Origin of the sequence: Solibacillus sp. FSL W7-1464 (assembly GCF_038004425.1) — a bacterium.
Taxonomy (GTDB): Bacteria; Bacillota; Bacilli; order Bacillales_A; family Planococcaceae; genus Solibacillus.
In genome coordinates this window covers 3,752,501-3,768,988 of record NZ_JBBORC010000001.1, presented here as the reverse complement: position 1 = coordinate 3,768,988, position 16,488 = coordinate 3,752,501, and the positions used below count along the sequence as shown (strand labels likewise).

General features: G+C 41.1%; 21 protein-coding genes (1 of these 21 running past the window's edge). 18 read left to right on the top strand and 3 right to left on the bottom strand.

The window, feature by feature from the left end:
* Positions 1-96: 96 nt before the first annotated feature.
* From infA to rpsI, 12 genes are all read left to right on the top strand, one after another.
* The gene (gene infA, locus MKZ25_RS18825; protein ID WP_008406932.1) at positions 97-315 is read left to right on the top strand and encodes a translation initiation factor IF-1; all 219 of its coding nucleotides are present in this window, start codon (positions 97-99) and stop codon (positions 313-315) included.
* A gap of 37 nt (positions 316-352) precedes the next feature.
* Positions 353-466 (top strand): 50S ribosomal protein L36, encoded by a 114-nt coding sequence (gene rpmJ / locus MKZ25_RS18820; RefSeq protein WP_000868344.1) that lies wholly within the window; start codon positions 353-355, stop codon positions 464-466.
* A gap of 24 nt (positions 467-490) precedes the next feature.
* Entirely contained in the window at positions 491-856 is a 366-nt protein-coding gene (gene rpsM, locus MKZ25_RS18815; RefSeq protein ID WP_008406720.1) for a 30S ribosomal protein S13, read from the top strand.
* A 26-nt stretch (positions 857-882) separates the two neighbouring features.
* Positions 883-1,272, top strand: a complete 390-nt coding sequence (rpsK, locus tag MKZ25_RS18810) for a 30S ribosomal protein S11 (RefSeq protein ID WP_008406718.1) — start codon at positions 883-885, stop codon at positions 1,270-1,272.
* 145 nt (positions 1,273-1,417) lie between these two features.
* A complete protein-coding gene (locus MKZ25_RS18805) occupies positions 1,418-2,362 on the top strand; it encodes a DNA-directed RNA polymerase subunit alpha (protein WP_008406717.1) in 945 nt (314 codons plus the stop codon).
* A gap of 56 nt (positions 2,363-2,418) precedes the next feature.
* Positions 2,419-2,796, top strand: a complete 378-nt coding sequence (gene rplQ, locus MKZ25_RS18800) for a 50S ribosomal protein L17 (protein WP_008406715.1) — start codon at positions 2,419-2,421, stop codon at positions 2,794-2,796.
* A 442-nt stretch (positions 2,797-3,238) separates the two neighbouring features.
* Positions 3,239-4,084, top strand: a complete 846-nt coding sequence (locus tag MKZ25_RS18795) for an energy-coupling factor ABC transporter ATP-binding protein (RefSeq protein WP_340802815.1) — start codon at positions 3,239-3,241, stop codon at positions 4,082-4,084.
* Complete coding sequence (locus tag MKZ25_RS18790) at positions 4,060-4,932, top strand: energy-coupling factor ABC transporter ATP-binding protein (RefSeq protein ID WP_340802814.1); 873 nt, start codon at positions 4,060-4,062, stop codon at positions 4,930-4,932. The genes MKZ25_RS18795 and MKZ25_RS18790 overlap by 25 nt, the downstream gene beginning before the upstream one ends.
* Positions 4,929-5,726, top strand: coding sequence for an energy-coupling factor transporter transmembrane component T family protein (locus MKZ25_RS18785; protein WP_340802813.1), 798 nt, complete (start codon positions 4,929-4,931; stop codon positions 5,724-5,726). The genes MKZ25_RS18790 and MKZ25_RS18785 overlap by 4 nt, the downstream gene beginning before the upstream one ends.
* Positions 5,727-5,738: 12 nt before the next feature.
* On the top strand, positions 5,739-6,488 hold the full coding sequence (truA, locus tag MKZ25_RS18780) for a tRNA pseudouridine(38-40) synthase TruA (RefSeq protein WP_340802812.1): 750 nt from the start codon (positions 5,739-5,741) through the stop codon (positions 6,486-6,488).
* Between the two features lie 231 nt (positions 6,489-6,719).
* The gene (gene rplM, locus MKZ25_RS18775; protein WP_008406709.1) at positions 6,720-7,157 is read left to right on the top strand and encodes a 50S ribosomal protein L13; all 438 of its coding nucleotides are present in this window, start codon (positions 6,720-6,722) and stop codon (positions 7,155-7,157) included.
* A gap of 29 nt (positions 7,158-7,186) precedes the next feature.
* Positions 7,187-7,579: a 30S ribosomal protein S9 gene (gene rpsI, locus MKZ25_RS18770; RefSeq protein ID WP_251690844.1), complete on the top strand. Its 393-nt coding sequence runs from the start codon at positions 7,187-7,189 to the stop codon at positions 7,577-7,579.
* A gap of 256 nt (positions 7,580-7,835) precedes the next feature.
* Here rpsI and MKZ25_RS18765 read toward each other — a convergent pair whose 3' ends face one another.
* The gene (locus MKZ25_RS18765; protein WP_340802811.1) at positions 7,836-8,873 is read right to left on the bottom strand and encodes a C45 family peptidase; all 1,038 of its coding nucleotides are present in this window, start codon (positions 8,871-8,873) and stop codon (positions 7,836-7,838) included.
* 161 nt (positions 8,874-9,034) lie between these two features.
* Here MKZ25_RS18765 and MKZ25_RS18760 point away from each other — a divergent pair, with 161 nt between their 5' ends.
* From MKZ25_RS18760 to MKZ25_RS18740, 5 genes are all read left to right on the top strand, one after another.
* Positions 9,035-9,319, top strand: a complete 285-nt coding sequence (locus MKZ25_RS18760) for a 2-keto-3-deoxygluconate kinase (protein ID WP_340802810.1) — start codon at positions 9,035-9,037, stop codon at positions 9,317-9,319.
* 32 nt (positions 9,320-9,351) lie between these two features.
* Positions 9,352-11,091, top strand: a complete 1,740-nt coding sequence (locus MKZ25_RS18755) for an ABC transporter ATP-binding protein (RefSeq protein WP_340802809.1) — start codon at positions 9,352-9,354, stop codon at positions 11,089-11,091.
* Complete coding sequence (locus MKZ25_RS18750) at positions 11,084-12,892, top strand: ABC transporter ATP-binding protein (RefSeq protein ID WP_445326875.1); 1,809 nt, start codon at positions 11,084-11,086, stop codon at positions 12,890-12,892. The genes MKZ25_RS18755 and MKZ25_RS18750 overlap by 8 nt, the downstream gene beginning before the upstream one ends.
* 58 nt (positions 12,893-12,950) lie before the next feature.
* Positions 12,951-13,664, top strand: coding sequence for an N-acetylmuramoyl-L-alanine amidase (locus MKZ25_RS18745; protein WP_340802808.1), 714 nt, complete (start codon positions 12,951-12,953; stop codon positions 13,662-13,664).
* 73 nt (positions 13,665-13,737) lie between these two features.
* The gene (locus MKZ25_RS18740; RefSeq protein ID WP_340802807.1) at positions 13,738-14,796 is read left to right on the top strand and encodes a P-loop NTPase; all 1,059 of its coding nucleotides are present in this window, start codon (positions 13,738-13,740) and stop codon (positions 14,794-14,796) included.
* A gap of 42 nt (positions 14,797-14,838) precedes the next feature.
* Here the strand turns inward: MKZ25_RS18740 and gerD are convergent, their stop codons facing one another.
* Positions 14,839-15,456 (bottom strand): spore germination lipoprotein GerD, encoded by a 618-nt coding sequence (gene gerD / locus MKZ25_RS18735; RefSeq protein ID WP_340802806.1) that lies wholly within the window; start codon positions 15,454-15,456, stop codon positions 14,839-14,841.
* A gap of 148 nt (positions 15,457-15,604) precedes the next feature.
* Here gerD and MKZ25_RS18730 point away from each other — a divergent pair, with 148 nt between their 5' ends.
* Entirely contained in the window at positions 15,605-16,285 is a 681-nt protein-coding gene (locus MKZ25_RS18730; protein ID WP_340802805.1) for a KinB-signaling pathway activation protein, read from the top strand.
* 69 nt (positions 16,286-16,354) lie between these two features.
* Here the strand turns inward: MKZ25_RS18730 and MKZ25_RS18725 are convergent, their stop codons facing one another.
* Positions 16,355-16,488, bottom strand: partial view of a hypothetical protein gene (locus tag MKZ25_RS18725; RefSeq protein ID WP_340802804.1) — the 3' end only. 511 nt of this gene lie beyond the right edge of the window; the window shows 134 of its 645 coding nt (coding positions 512-645); the start codon falls outside the window, past its right edge; its stop codon occupies positions 16,355-16,357.

The following is a 16,488-nucleotide window of genomic DNA, read 5'->3' as shown; positions in this document are numbered from 1 at the left end:
ACATATGTTGAAACGAGTTGCTTCTTAATTAGGAGAAACAGTTGCAAGAGCTCGCATGAGTTTTTTGATATAAGCATATAGAAGGGAGTCGAGAAGATGGCGAAAGACGATGTAATTGAAGTCGAAGGGACAGTTCTTGAGACTTTGCCAAACGCGATGTTTAAGGTAGAATTAGAAAATGGGCACACTGTGCTTGCACACGTATCTGGAAAGATCCGTATGCACTTTATCCGTATCCTACCTGGAGATAAGGTTACTATTGAGTTATCTCCTTATGATTTAACTCGCGGTCGTATCACATACCGTTTTAAATAATCTTTTGCACTCCGGACTATTAAGGAGGTTAGGTTAGATGAAAGTGAGACCATCTGTGAAACCGATCTGCGAAAAATGTAAAGTAATTCGCCGACGCGGTAAAGTAATGGTAATCTGTGAAAATCCTAAACACAAACAAAAACAAGGATAATTAATCAAGGAGGTGCACTAACGAATGGCACGTATTGCTGGTGTTGATATTCCTCGCGACAAACGCGTTGTAATTTCATTAACATACATTTACGGTATTGGTAAAACGACTTCTCAAAAAGTATTAGCAGGTGCAGGTATTGACGAAAATACTCGCGTTAAAGACTTAACAGAAGATCAATTAAACCAAATTCGTGAACAATTAGATTCATACAAAACTGAAGGTGACTTACGTCGTGAAGTATCTTTAAACATCAAACGTTTAATGGAAATTGCTTCAAACCGTGGTATCCGTCACCGTCGTGGTTTACCTGTTCGTGGTCAAAATACGAAAAACAATGCGCGTACGCGTAAAGGTCCACGTAAGACTGTAGCGAACAAGAAAAAATAATTAAGTAAAGGAGGTTCCTTCTTAACATGGCTCGTAAACAACAAACTCGTAAACGTCGTGTGAAAAAGAACATCGAATCTGGTGTTGCTCACATCCGTTCTACATTCAACAATACAATCGTAACGATCACTGATATGCAAGGTAACGCATTATCTTGGTCTTCAGCTGGTGCTTTAGGTTTCCGTGGTTCACGTAAATCAACTCCATTCGCAGCTCAAATGGCTGCTGAAACAGCTGCAAAAACTTCAATGGAACATGGTTTAAAAAACATTGAAGTAACAGTTAAAGGTCCTGGTTCAGGTCGTGAAGCTGCAGTACGTGCACTTCAAGCTGCTGGATTAGAAGTAACTGCTATTAAAGACGTTACTCCAGTTCCTCATAACGGTTGCCGTCCGCCAAAACGTCGTCGTGTGTAATGGGTGCAGCTTAGAAGTTTAATTACTTCTACGTACATCATGTTACTTTGTACAAAAGTCTTGTGCATTTTATAGTCTAACTCAGATTAACAACTATGATGATAAGAACCTATACATTAGATGTTTTGAAGGAGGGTAAATTGGAATGATCGAAATTGAAAAACCAAAGATTGAAACAGTGGAGATTAGCGAAGATGCCAAATACGGCAAGTTTGTTGTAGAACCGCTTGAACGCGGTTATGGTAATACTTTGGGAAATTCTCTACGTCGTATCCTTCTGTCTTCATTACCTGGAGCTGCTGTAACGTCAATTCAAATTGACGGCGTGCTGCACGAATTCTCAACTGTAGAAGGCGTTGTAGAAGATGTCGCTTCGATTATCTTAAACGTGAAAAAGCTAGCTTTAAAAATCTACTCTGACGAAGAAAAAGTTATTGAGATTGATGTAAAAGGTGACGGAACGGTTACTGCAGCTGACATTACACATGACAGTGATGTAGAAATTTTAAACCCAGATCTATATATCGCAACAATCGCTAAGAACGGTCATTTACGTATGCGTATGTACGCACAACGCGGCCGTGGTTATACTCCTGCTGATCAAAACAAACGTGAGGATCTTCCTATCGGCGTGATCCCGATCGACTCTATTTACACTCCAGTTTCACGCGTCAACTTCCAAGTAGAGAACACTCGTGTTGGACAAAATTCTGACTACGACAAGTTATCACTTGATGTATGGACAGATGGAAGCATCGGTCCTAAAGAGGCGATTTCACTTGGAGCGAAAATTTTAACTGAACACTTAAACATCTTCGTTGGCATGACGAACGAGGCACAAACTGCTGAAATCATGGTCGAAAAAGAAGAAGACCAAAAAGAAAAAGTATTAGAGATGACTATCGAAGAACTTGATCTTTCGGTTCGTTCTTACAACTGCTTAAAGCGTGCTGGTATCAATACGGTACTTGAATTAGCTAATAAGTCAGAAGACGATATGATGAAAGTACGTAATCTTGGTCGTAAGTCTCTTGAAGAAGTTAAGCATAAGTTAGAAGAGCTTGGTTTAGGATTACGTAAAGAAGACTAAGCGAAAAATTATAAAATTTAGCTAGATCAGATATATTTAAAAGGAGGGAAACGTCCATGGGTTACAGAAAACTTGGTCGTACAAGTTCTCAACGTAAAGCATTATTACGCGACTTAGCTACTGATTTAATCATCAACGAGCGCATCGAAACAACTGAAGCGCGCGCTAAAGAAACTCGTAAAGCTGTTGAGAAAATGATTACTTTAGGTAAACGCGGAGATTTACACGCTCGTCGTCAGGCAGCAGCATTCATCCGTCGTGAGCTAGTAACAGTTGGAGAAGGCGAAGAAGAAAAAACTGTTTTCGCACTTCAAAAATTATTTGACGATATCGCACCTCGTTATGCGGAGCGTCAAGGTGGTTACACTCGTATTCTTAAAGTAGGTCCTCGTCGTGGAGACGGCGCACCAGTAGTAGTTATCGAATTAGTTTAATTCTTAATAACATACAGGTGAAAAAGGGGTGTCCGGTTCACCGGTTGAACCCGCACCCCTTTTTTATATAAACAAAATTGATTTATACGACATAATAAAGCTGAGCGTTATGATGAGCGGGGTAGTAAATACTGGCGTCTCGTTTAGCTCTCCGCACCTCATTCAACGAATTTTCGGGCTTGAGCACCCGTAAATTTTGTAAATGTAACGACAAGCGCATTTCTCTGAATGAGGTGCGCGCTTTTTTATTTACGGAATGAAGGGTTGAGCCCCTAAATTCCCTATACATATGCAAACATAAAGTACGTTTAAATAGGTTGCCATCGCGCAAAACTTGTTTGAAAACGTGCTTTATTTTTATATAGGTATCATTTCCTGGGAAATTCAAGGTAACATAATAATAAGTCATACTATAGCGAAGCAGAGGGGAGATTAGCTGCGTATGAGTGAAATTTTATCATTTAATCAAGTAACCTTTTCCTATACACCGGAAGAGCCTCATAAACAAAATGCAGTTGAGGATGTTTCCTTTACGATTACTAAAGGTGAATGGATTACGATTGTCGGTCATAACGGCTCCGGTAAATCGACAATGGCTAAATTGATGAGCGGCTTACTAATGCCACAGCAAGGGGAAGTCCGTATTAAACGTGAGATCCTGACAGAAGAGAATATATGGGATATCCGTTCGCAGATTGGTATTGTCTTTCAAAATCCGGATAATCAGTTTGTAGGGGCTACTGTGCAGGATGATGTGGCCTTCTCGCTCGAAAACAACGGTGTTCCGCATGAAGAGATGGTTAAACGTGTGCACAATGCTCTCAGACAGGTGAAAATGGAAGACTTTATCAATCACGAGCCCCATCATCTATCAGGCGGACAGAAGCAGCGTGTTGCGATTGCAGGGGCATTGGCAATGCATCCGCAAATATTAATATTGGACGAAGCAACATCTATGCTGGATCCTCAAGGCCGTGAAGAAGTGTTAACAATCGTGGAAGCACTGCGTAAAGAAATTGGCCTAACGGTACTTGCAATAACCCATGATCTTGAAGAAGCATTATTGGCAGACCGTATTATTTTTATGAACGCCGGTAAGAAATACGCTGAAGGAACGCCTGAAGAGATTTTTGCATTGGGTGATGATCTCGTACAGTTTGGGTTGGATATGCCGTTTGCGATGAAAATGACGAAGCTGCTGCAAGCACAGGGTGTACATCTTGTAGGACAACATATGACAGAAGAAGAGCTGGTGAATGACTTATGGACATCCAACTTCAACAAGTAAGCTATGCCTATGCAAAAGGCACTCCATTTGAAAAGAAAGCTTTACATGAGGTTGACTTAACAATTAAAAGTGGAACATTTCAGGCAATTATCGGACATACAGGTTCAGGTAAATCAACAATTCTCCTGCATTTCAACGGATTATTAAAACCTTCCAGCGGTACCGTAAAAATCGGGGACCGAATGATTGAAGCAGGAAAAAAAGCGAAGGATTTAAAAGCAATGCGCCAAAAGGTAGGTATCGTGTTTCAGTTTCCTGAGCACCAACTTTTTGAGGAGACCGTTTTAAAGGATATTATGTTTGGTCCGATGAATTTTGGGGTGTCTGAAGAAGAAGCGGAAAAACGGGCGCGTGAGCTGATTTCATTAGTAGGATTGCCGGAAGACATATTGGACAAATCCCCATTCGACCTATCCGGTGGTCAAATGCGCCGTGTCGCCATTGCAGGGGTATTGGCAATGGATCCCGAAGTAATCGTTCTCGATGAGCCAACAGCGGGCTTGGATCCTCGTGGTCAAAAGGAAATTATGGACTTATTTTATAAGCTACATAAAGAGCGCGGTTTAACAACGATACTTGTTACACATAGTATGGAAGATGCAGCACGCTATGCGGATGCGGTTGCCATTATGCATGAAGGACGCTGTGTGTTGACCGGAGAGCCGCGTATGATTTTCAGCGATCGTCAAACACTTGCCCAATTCCGTCTGGAGCCGCCACGTATTGTTCGCTTCCAGCATCTGGTCGAGAAGATGATAGGGAAACCATTAGCGAAAGTATGCTTAACTGAAGAAGAGCTTGCCGTGGAAATTGGACAGGCAATTCCAAAGGGGCGTGAACAGCAATGATGGAAAAAATGATTTTTGGGCGTTATATACCGGGAAATTCATTTGTGCATAAGCTTGATCCGCGTTCAAAGCTGCTCTTTGTTTTTGTCTTTATTATCGTAGTCTTTTTTGCCAATAATGTAGTAACCTATGCGCTGCTTTTAGCATTTACATTACTCGTTATTCTACTATCGAGAATCCGCCTTTATTTTCTGATCAACGGCTTAAAACCCGTCATATTTTTAATGCTATTCACTTTGATTTTGCATTTGTTTATGACAAGGGAAGGACCTGTATTAATTGATCTTGGCTTTATGAAAATATACGAAGAAGGCTTACGGCAAGGGATGTTCATATCGATGCGTTTTTTAATGCTTGTATTTATGACATCTATCTTAACGTTGACTACTTCTCCTATTTCAATTACGGACGGTCTGGAAGTGCTGCTCAATCCGTTTAAAAAGGTAAAGCTGCCTGTCCATGAGCTTGCATTAATGATGTCGATTTCTTTACGTTTCATTCCAACATTAATGGATGAGACGGATAAAATTATGAAAGCACAGATGGCCCGTGGCTCGGATTTAAGTGCAGGACCGATTAAAGACCGTCTAAAAGCGGTTGTGCCATTGTTAGTACCGCTCTTTGTCAGTGCTTTTAAACGTGCAGAGGATTTAGCGACTGCGATGGAAGTGCGAGGTTACCGTGGTGGCGAAGGGCGTACGAAATACCGTCAGTTAAAGTGGATGGGAAGAGATACGGCTATTTTAGTCGTACTTGTATTACTGGGCGTCCTTTTATGGATGCTGCGCAGTTAGAGGAGTAAAGATATGGTGAGATTAAAAGCAACGATTAGCTATGACGGTACAAGTTTTGCCGGCTATCAGGTGCAGCCGGGTGAGCGTACAGTACAGCTTGAAATCGAAAAAGTATTAACAACAATGCATAAAGGGACACATGTTAGAATTACAGCGAGCGGCCGTACAGATGCGCGTGTCCATGCAACGGGTCAGGTTATACATTTTGATACCGCTCTTGCAATTCCACCTGAAAAATTCCAAAAGGCACTAAATGTCCAATTGCCGCGTGATATTCGTGTTCTTCATATGGAGCAAGTAAGGGAAGACTTTCATGCCCGCTATGATGTATCAGGCAAGCGTTACCGGTATATTTGGGATTGCTGCACTGTTCAAAGCCCGTTTAGAAGGCATTATACAGTCGAGACAGGCGGAGTGAAACCGAATGTAGAGGCAATGCGTAAAGCAGCACAGGCAATTGTCGGAACACATGATTTCAGCTGTTTTTGCGCGGCGAATACGAGTGTTGTCGATAAAGTGCGTACGGTTGAAGCACTGGAGCTTGACTGGCATGGGGAAGAGCTGCATATGACCATCAGCGGCAACGGCTTTTTGTACAATATGGTACGGATCATTGCAGGCACATTGTGGGAAGTTGGCATCGGTCGAAGGGAAGCAGCGTCACTGGAAAAGGCGATCGCTTCAATGGACCGTGCACAAGCAGGTAAAACAGCACCAGCACATGGTCTATATTTGGAACAAGTTTTTTATCAAGATTTATAAAAATTTATTTGAAAAAGTTTTCCTTTTCGCTATAAAATCCTAGAGAAATCGGCTTGTGAAAAGGGTTAACAACCTCTCCAGGTGTTCAATTAAATATCTTGACTTTAAACGCGATCCAGTATATGATGATGTATGGTATTTTCATTACCACCACAATAATAAGCCCCGAAACTTATAAAGTGTATATAATGAAAAATAACGGTAATTCATATCGATTAGGAGGATACAAACATGCGCACAACTTTCATGGCTAAAGGTCAAGAAGTAGAACGTAAATGGTTAGTAGTTGACGCAGAAGGCCAAACGTTAGGTCGTTTAGCTTCTGAAGTAGCTTCTATCTTACGCGGTAAACATAAACCAACTTTCACACCAAACGTTGATACAGGAGATCATGTGATCATCATCAACGCTGATAAAATTGAGTTAACAGGTAACAAATTACAAAAGAAAATTTACTACCGTCACACTCAATTCGCTGGTGGTTTAAAACAACGTACAGCTGGTGAAATGAAGGAAAAATACCCAACTCAAATGCTTGAGTTAGCAATTAAAGGTATGCTTCCAAAGAACTCTTTAGGTCGTCAAATGTTCTCTAAATTGAACGTTTACACTGGTTCTGAACATCCACATGCTGCACAAAAACCAGAAGCTTACGAGTTACGTGGTTAATCAATAAACTATAATAGGAGGAAATAACTTTGGCACAAGTACAATACATCGGCACAGGTCGCCGTAAAAGCTCAACTGCTCGCGTACGTTTAGTACCAGGCGAAGGTAAAGTAGTAATCAACAACCGTGATGTTTCTGATTACCTACCATACGAAACTTTACACTTAATTATCAACCAACCATTAGTAGCTACAGAAACTAAAGGTTCATATGACGTTCACGTTAACGTAAACGGTGGTGGCTTCACAGGTCAAGCTGGAGCAATCCGTCACGGTATCGCACGTGCATTATTACAAGTTGATCCAGACTTCCGCCCAGCTTTAAAATCAGCGGGTCTATTAACTCGTGATTCACGTATGAAAGAGCGTAAAAAACCAGGTCTACGCGGCGCTCGTCGTGCACCTCAGTTCTCAAAACGTTAATCTTTACGATTACTATTTTGCGAAATTACAAAACCCTTTCTTGGAATTTTTCCGAGAAAGGGTTTTTTGTTCCGTCCTTGCTAAAGCGCCAACTCCTCGCACCATTAAGTCCCTCCGTGCAAAAGTGGTAAAGCATTTACTTTTGCGGCAGGCCTTCCTAGTCTTGCGGCTCACACAAGATGAGTCATTGGGGGCATGCCACAAGGAAGTGTCGATATGTCCCTCGGAGTGAAACGGGCGCTTTAGACTTTTGTTCTTATTCATTTGCAAAACCGTTTGTCGCATGGAGTTTTCCTTTAATTTTTGAAAGAGGCAAATGAGTACCGCTTAGCCACGATTTAAAATCAATCACTACAGGCAATGCATCCCCGCCTAGAGCAACAATACATTTCCCTTCAGCCGGTAAATAGCCAACCGTATGGAGTGTACCATCCCATGCTCCGTATTTTGTCGCAAAGACCCCATTTTCGATACCATTCAATAATGTAAATGCTTTTTCAAAACTAAGTGGAATTGTCTGGGCACTCGAAATAATATTTTCACGCGCTAAGGAATCTTCCGTTCGATACCGGTTTTCTTCTGTCAGAACTTTAAAGTGGTTCGTACAGGCGGTTGCGTCCCGAACGGCCACATTGCGCGGAGATGCTTCTACTGCAACCATCGTTTGCTTGGCATCCAGTAATACATAATTAAATGAATGCTTATGGGGAATATTTTTTAATAGTGAAATCCCTTCTTCAACAGTTGCACAGCGTTCCAGCAACAGACGCCCGATCATATTGCATACAAAGCCATCTGCCCTGTTTTTCGTATTTACGAAGTTATAACCGACGACGAGTCCTTTCTCATTCATTCCATCCATGCGGCCTGTAATTTGCATGGAAGGTCCGACAGATGCGTAGCCGCCGTCAGTCGGGGCATATAACATAAAACGCCCATCATAACTTTGAGGGTCATTGTCATAGTTGCGGATCATATAAGAAGGGCTTGTCGTTATCGAGCAGCCGCTTTTTTTATGTGCCGCATAATAGCCACCATAGTGAAGTAAAGCCTGTTCTTCCGTATAACCAAGTGTATAAGCGAGACCTTCGATTTCCTCTTCAATTCCCGGGCCGAACCGGTTTAAAAGTTGCTTAACAAATAATTTATCTATAGAAAATTTAAGATTCAATTGTTTATAAAGTTTTTCTCTATTATAAAAAAGAGGGGAATCTTTTAAAAGCTCTCCCTGATATATACCAAACTCATAATGCGATCCTCTGAATTGTATAATATCGCTTGTTACGTTTTTCAATTTTATGTACCCCTTTAATGAAACTGTTTTTTTCATAGTAACGATATTTAAGGAACAAACAAAATAAAAGGGTTTGAGAAAAATTTGTACGTATTCTAATGCATTGCCATAATTGTATACATTGGTATACAATAGTATTCAAAAACGATGAGGTGAAAAATTTGAAATCAGAAGGTAGGGAGAGACATCGAGGAGAAGGAGAACATGGTAAGCGCCGCCCAAAAGGTGCCCAAACTTTCCGTCGCGGGCGTGCACTGGAGTTTTACCGCCAACTCGAAATGAAACGTTCAACATTGAAACAACAGCTGGAGTCTGCGGATTTGCAATCGATTCATCCTGTTATTGCCGGAGAACTGAAAGCGACCGAAGCGATTATGAATGATTTCGTAGGCTTGTTTCAGTTGAATGAATTGCTGGAAGATACACAGGCAACAGAAGAGGAATAATTTTTCACAACATAAGGAAGTGAACTTGTTTAATGCAGGCAGTATGGAAACTCTCAAAATATATTAAGCCGTATATATTATTTGCAATCATAGCTCCCGTAATGATGGTTATTGAGGTAAGCATGGATTTACTGCAGCCTACAATATTAAAGCATATTATCGATGATGGGATTGCTCAAAATGATACGTCATATATTGTGAAAATGTTTGGCTTAATGATAGCGACATCCGTAATCGGCTTAATCGGAGGGGTAGGGTGTTCGATTTATGCATCACGGACGGCCGTTAACTTTTCAACCGATCTACGTCAGGATTTATATGAAACAATTACGTACTTTTCAAATAGCAGTAAAGATAAATTTACGCTCGGAAAGCTTGTTACGAATTTAACAAGTGATATGGAGATGCTTCAGCGTGCACTGACGATGTTATTAAAAGTATTTGTCCGCGGACCGATGATGTTTATCGGGGCGATTGTCATTGTCTTTATTACAGCACGCGAGTTATTTCCGATTTTGTTGGTCGTTGTACCGATTTTGGCATTTTGCATGTACTATTTTACGGCACTTTCAGGAAAGCTTTTTCATAAAGTGCAAAAGGTTGTCGATGTTGTAAATACGAAAGTCCAGGAAAACTTGGCAGGTATTCGGGTCATTAAGGCATACAATCGGAAAAATCATCAAATCGAGCAGTTTACCGGAGTGAACACACAGATGATGAAGCGCAGTATGGCAGCCGATCAAATTATAGGTGTACTTGCACCGCTTACGATGTTTGTCGTGAACTTAGGTATTGTTGCAGCACTTTGGATGGGTGCGATCAAAGTAGATAACAATACGCTGCAAGTGGGGGTTATCCTTGCTTTTATCAATTATTTGATGATGGTCATGCAGGGGCTGATGAGTTCTTCAATGGTACTTGTACAGTTGGCACGTGCAATACCAAGCGCAGGGCGGATCGTAGAAGTGCTGGAAGAGAAAACAGACTTAATAAGTCCTTCAGCACCAGAGACGAAGGAAATTCAAGGAAGTATAAGTTTTGAAAATGTAAGCTTCTCCTATTTAAAAGAAACAGAATCAGTATTGAAAAACATTAGCTTCCATGTGAATGCGGGAGAAACGGTCGGCATTATCGGAATGACAGGCAGCGGGAAATCGACATTAGTTAAAATGATACCGCGCCTGTTTGATCCTGACAGTGGCAGCGTAAAAATAGACGGTTTACCGATCGGGAACTATTCATTGGAACATTTACGCCAGTCGGTCGGCTTTGCGCCGCAAAAAGCGACATTGTTTTCAAAAACGATCGCCGACAACTTACGATACGGCAAACCCGATGCAAAAGCAGAGGAAATTTTGCAGGCATTGCAATCAGCAAACGCCCAGGAGTTTGTCGATAAGCTGGATGCAGGGACAGAACACTTGCTCACACAAGGGGCAACAAACTTGTCAGGCGGGCAAAAGCAGCGATTGGCAATGGCGAGGTCCTTTATCCGGAAACCGAGTATTTTAATTTTGGATGATGTGACAAGTGCGGTTGACAGTATTTCTGAAAAAACGATTCAACGGGCAATTGAAGAACAATTTAGCGATGCCACAAAAGTTATTGTCTCGTCTAAAATCTCTTCCATTCGTCATGCCGATCAAATACTCGTAATGGACGACGGGAAAATTGCCGCAGCAGGAACACATGAGCAATTATTGCAGGAAAGTCCATTATATCAAGAGATGGCGAAAACACAGGCAGAAAAAGGGGTGACCTTAAGTGAATAAACAACAAGGGGAACCGCCTGCACCAATGAGGCATCCAGGTGGCCGCTTTACAGGTCCGGTTGTGAAGCCGAAAAATCAAAAAGAAACATTGCTTCGTATTTGGAGCTATTTACGCATACAAAAGGTAGAACTGATCAGTGTTGTCATTTTCGTATTTATTAGTACATTGTTAAGCTTAGTCGGCCCGTTTCTGATCGGGAAAACAATCGATGATTATATTGTGAAGCTCGATGTTCCGGGAGCGATTCGGATGGCACTTATTTTAGCCGGCGTCTATATCGCGTCGTCTTTACTCACTTGGCTTCAAACATTCGTCATGATTCGAGTTTCACAGAAAACGATTCGCCGGCTGCGACAACAGCTGTTTGAGCAGTATCAGTCATTGCCGCTTTCCTTTTACGACAAAAGACAGCAAGGCGATTTAATGAGCCGGATGACAAATGATATCGAAAATTTAAATGCCGCATTGTCACAAAGTGTCATTCAAATTGTTTCGAGTTTTTTAACGATTATCGGAACGGCCTTTGCACTCTTTTATTTAGATTGGCGATTAGCCCTAGTAACACTCATTATTATTCCGCTCATCGTCTATGCGACAAAGCAGATTATTAAACGAAGCAGTGTAAACTACAAAGCACGTCAACGGGATCTGGGCAATTTGAATGGTTATATTGAAGAAACCATTTCGAACGCGGATATTATTACGCTTTTCGGTCAGGAAAAATCAACGCTCGCTGAGTTTAAAGAAGCCAATGAGCGATTGCGCGGTTCAGCAATGCGAGCTGATATAATTTCTGGCTTCATGGGCCCAATCAATAACTTTATGAACAACTTAGGTTTAAGTCTTGTAATAGGTGCCGGTGCAATCATGGCTGTAACAAGCGGACTGACAATCGGTGTAATCGCATCTTTTGTTACGTATACCCGCCAGTTTTTCCGACCGATCAATCAGCTATCGAACTTGCTCAATACGTTCCAATCGGCTATTGCGGGCTCCGAGCGCGTTTTTGAAGTGCTGGATGAAGCAAAGGAAGTAGCAGATATGGGAAATGCAAAAGCGAAAGAAAAGTTTAGTGGTGATGTTAAGTTCGAAAATGTTCAGTTTGCTTATGAAACGGGCAAGACAGTATTACACGGAATTGATTTTGAAGCAAAAGCAGGAGAGACAGTTGCCATCGTTGGTCCGACTGGTTCAGGGAAGACGACAATCATCCAGCTATTAACCCGATTTTATGATGCGACAGGGGGCCGGATCTTATTGGACGGTGAACCAATTGGGCAATACAAGATGACGAATGTGCGTGATCATGTCGGAGTCGTACTGCAGGATACGTACTTGTTTTCAGGAACAGTACGTGAGAATATCCGTTTCGGTAAGCTCCATGCAACGGATGATGAAGTTGAACAAGCGGCAAAAATTGCATATGCACATAATTTTATAAAGTATTTGCCTGAACAGTACGAAACAGTGCTTACAAGCGGGGGCTTAAATTTAAGTCAGGGGCAGCGTCAGCTTATAGCGATTGCACGTGCAATTTTAGAGGATCCCGACATCTTGATTTTAGACGAAGCAACTTCAAGTGTGGATACGATGACAGAAGTGCATATTCAAAAAGGTTTGAACAATTTGATGGAAGGGCGTACGAGCTTTGTCATTGCACACCGTCTTAAAACAATTGAAAATGCAGACCAGATCATTGTCATTAAAGATGGCCGGATTTTAGAGCAGGGAAATCATGATTCTTTAATGAATGAACAAGGTTTTTATGCAACATTACAGCGTCAGCTTTTGTCGCAATGATAAGGTGAATATTCCACCGTCCTTTTGCGTATAGTAGGCAAAAAGGACGGTGTTTTTTTTGAGACGTTGGCTTGCACTCATATTCGTAATTTTTTGTTCGATGCTTGTCGTTGTATATGAAACGAATGCATCCGACCGGCGATTTTTTTTGCCCGAGCCATTAGGTGGGGTAAAAATTGTATTAGATGCTGGTCATGGAGGAGTTGATGGTGGTGCCTCAAATGGAGAGGTAATCGAAAAAGATGTGACACTGGCAATTACAAAAAAAGTAGCTCGTCAATTGACACGTTTAGGGGCAGAAGTAGTATTAACACGTTCAACAGATGGGGATGTATTAAGTGAACATGCACCAAGTGAGACCTTTCCAACACTTCGTGAGCGTAAAAAACAGGACATCTTTTTACGTGAAACGTTAGTAGAATCACATGAACCGGATCTATTCATTACGATTCATGCAAATGCAATCCCAAATAGCAAGTGGAGAGGGGCGCAAGTGTTTTACCATCAGACAGGACATGAGAAAAGTGCGGCACTCGCACAGGCTGTTCAGCAATCAATTCGAGAGACGATGGAAAATACGGAACGCGAAGCACTGGCGATTAAAAATGTTTATTTATTAAAGAAAGTCGAAAAGCCGGCTGTATTAGTCGAAACAGGTTTTTTAAGCAATGAGGAAGAGCGTGATTTACTGGCAAATGACAGCTATCAGGAAAAAATGGCATTTGCGATTGCGCGTGGCATCGAAAATTATATTCACGTAAAATACGAGTAGGCAACATGTAATAACAATACGAATCGATTATGATATACTAACAATTGTAATTTCATTCAGGGGAGTGTTTGATATGTTAAATGAGGAACAAGTCCGAGAACTACTAGGAGAACTACAAGATCCGTTTTTACATAAATCACTAGCAGAAACAAAAGGTGTAACAAACGTTTCGATTAAAGCGGAAAAAGCGCATGTGAGTGTTCGTATTGCAATCGCAAAAACTAATACGCCTGAACAAATGACACTGCAAATGAAAATTGTTGAAGTGTTAAAGGAAAATGGCGCGGCTTCCGTTGGGATTCGTTTTGAAGAATTACCTGCAGAAGTACTGCAATCATTCCGTGGACAAGCGACGGAATCGGAAGCACAGGATATTTTATCCCCTTTATCAAGCGTACAGTTTATTTCAATCGCATCAGGTAAAGGCGGAGTAGGGAAATCGACGGTATCTGTAAATATGGCAGTTGCACTAGCACGCCTTGGCAAAAAAGTCGGTTTAATCGATGCCGATATTTATGGTTTCTCTGTACCGGACATGATGGGTGTTACGGAAATGCCGGTCGTAAAAGATGACCGTATTTACCCGGTAGAGCGTCTTGGTGTAAAAGTTATCTCTATGGGATTCTTCGTTGAAAATAATGCACCAATCGTATGGCGCGGACCGATGCTTGGAAAAGTATTGGACCAGTTCTTCCGTGATGTAGAGTGGGGCGATTTAGACTACTTACTATTGGATTTACCACCAGGAACAGGGGACGTAGCTCTGGACATTCACCAAATGCTGCCGTCTTCAAAAGAGATTGTTGTAACAACACCTCATCCGACAGCCGCTTTCGTAGCAGCCCGTGCAGGTGCGATGGCATTACAGACAAATCATGAAATTCTTGGTGTTATTGAGAATATGGCTTGGTATGAAAGCAAATCAGGGGAAAAAGAATTTGTATTTGGTCAAGGTGGCGGTCCAAAGCTTGCTGATGAACTGCGCACAAAATTACTTGGTCAAATTCCATTAGGACAACCAGATTGGACAGAGGAAGACTTTGCACCATCTGTCTATGCAGAAAGTCACCCAACAGGTAAAATCTATTTGCAAATCGCTGAAGAAATTATTTCAGAGTTAATTAAAAAATAAAAAAACAACCAGTTGTCCCGAATGAGACGACTGGTTGTTTTTTTATGATCCTCCACCACTTTCTTTACCGCCGCCGCTTTCCTTCTCGGAGCCGGACCCGGATTCAGATCCCGATTCCGATTCCTTTTCGGATGAAGCTTCACCGCTCTTTTTAATGAGATCCTGCCATTTTGTCTGCATAAGCGGATTTTCGATTGTTTCCATTACGATTTTTTCAAGCTCTTTTCGCATGACGGCACCTTTCATTATGCTTTCCAGCTGTTTTTGCATATCCGGCTGGTCGAAGAAAGACGTTAAAGCTTCCTGGTAGCTGGCGTCGTTCAGTAAGTTTTTCATAAGATCTTCCTGCTGATCCTGCATACTTTTTGCGAATGTTTCTTTGAATTTCGGGTCTTCGAATGTTTTAATCCAAAAATCCATTGCCTCTTTTGACAACATTGTCTCCTCGGTCGCTTTTTTAACTTCCTCCGTATTTAAAATAAGCAACTCCCGGAAATTCTTATCTTCAAACATTTGGCGAATTGCTTTTTTCCCGTCCTCTGTCTGAATGGCATCGACCATAATTTTCTTTACTTCATCATAAGACATTGTCGTCGATTTGGCATCATTACAACCGGCAAGGAGAATGAGGGAAAAGGCTAGTATGATTAATCGTTTCACTTTTCTCACGACCTTTCTTCATTTATGCGCTTTCGCTTATTGTTCACAATTTTACCGATTGTATGTAACATCTTTTAAGAGAGGTCGCTTTTTTCACATCAAATTGATAAAATATACAAGATATATTAAAAAATGGGGGAATTTGTTCGTGACGATACGAAACTGGGTGAAGTTTGCTTTTTGGGCATTAGTAATCGGTGGTTTAGTTAATGCAGTTGCCTCGTTAATTATTCGTTGGGACTTTTACCAGCCATACTTAGCGAACGGAGAAATCTCGGAATTTCTTGCTGCAGTAGTTTGGAATATCGTATTAGGGATGACGATGAGTGTAATGGCACAAGCAGGCTTTTTCGCTTATTTGACATTACATCAAGTCGGGGTCAATATATTTAGATCTTTGACACTTTGGAATTGGATTCAAATTTTATTAATCATTATCGTGTTGGTGGATATTATTGTTTTCCGTTTTGCACCGGGAGCAAATGCAGCGGGAGACTGGGTTTTTTATGGTTTCTTACTTACGGTACTAATCGCCGCGGCTATATGGACAGCAATAAAAAAAATCAAAATGACGCAAAAGCCGCATGTGCTGATTTCGACATTGTTTTTTATGATCGTTATTACATCATTGGAATGGATCATCGCTTTAATGGGAAGACAAGATAATATTGATGTATATGTTGCACTACTATTATTCCCATTAGTAGCCGTTAATGCATACCAAATTTTAATGTTGCCAAAATACAATGCACAATCAGAAGAAGATCGAAAACGATTGGAAGAGCGTCGCAAAGCACGAAAAGAAACAACGAAAGCTGTAAAAGCATAAAAAAAGGGCGATCACAGAAATGAAAAATTTCGTGGCAGCCCTTTTTTAGTTATATAGTAGATTTTAAATTTAAGGATAACGCTTTGTAGAAATTTCATAGCCAAATATATTTTGTTCAATAGATACAAATTTATGCGCTTTTATAAATTCATTAATATCTTCAAATGAAACTTCCTTGTCTCGGTGTAGAGGAATACTTACAA

What these genes read in the sequence shown, in the direction of transcription:
- infA (WP_008406932.1), top strand. Translation starts at nt 97, where the DNA reads ATGGCGAAAGACGATGTAATTGAAGTCGAAGGGACAGTTCTTGAGACT.
- MKZ25_RS18755 (WP_340802809.1), top strand. Translation starts at nt 9,352, where the DNA reads ATGCAGGCAGTATGGAAACTCTCAAAATATATTAAGCCGTATATATTA.
- rplM (WP_008406709.1), top strand. Translation starts at nt 6,720, where the DNA reads ATGCGCACAACTTTCATGGCTAAAGGTCAAGAAGTAGAACGTAAATGG.
- rpmJ (WP_000868344.1), top strand. Translation starts at nt 353, where the DNA reads ATGAAAGTGAGACCATCTGTGAAACCGATCTGCGAAAAATGTAAAGTA.
- MKZ25_RS18795 (WP_340802815.1), top strand. Translation starts at nt 3,239, where the DNA reads ATGAGTGAAATTTTATCATTTAATCAAGTAACCTTTTCCTATACACCG.
- MKZ25_RS18785 (WP_340802813.1), top strand. Translation starts at nt 4,929, where the DNA reads ATGATGGAAAAAATGATTTTTGGGCGTTATATACCGGGAAATTCATTT.
- MKZ25_RS18790 (WP_340802814.1), top strand. Translation starts at nt 4,060, where the DNA reads ATGGACATCCAACTTCAACAAGTAAGCTATGCCTATGCAAAAGGCACT.
- rpsM (WP_008406720.1), top strand. Translation starts at nt 491, where the DNA reads ATGGCACGTATTGCTGGTGTTGATATTCCTCGCGACAAACGCGTTGTA.
- rpsK (WP_008406718.1), top strand. Translation starts at nt 883, where the DNA reads ATGGCTCGTAAACAACAAACTCGTAAACGTCGTGTGAAAAAGAACATC.
- MKZ25_RS18740 (WP_340802807.1), top strand. Translation starts at nt 13,738, where the DNA reads ATGTTAAATGAGGAACAAGTCCGAGAACTACTAGGAGAACTACAAGAT.
- truA (WP_340802812.1), top strand. Translation starts at nt 5,739, where the DNA reads ATGGTGAGATTAAAAGCAACGATTAGCTATGACGGTACAAGTTTTGCC.
- rplQ (WP_008406715.1), top strand. Translation starts at nt 2,419, where the DNA reads ATGGGTTACAGAAAACTTGGTCGTACAAGTTCTCAACGTAAAGCATTA.
- MKZ25_RS18805 (WP_008406717.1), top strand. Translation starts at nt 1,418, where the DNA reads ATGATCGAAATTGAAAAACCAAAGATTGAAACAGTGGAGATTAGCGAA.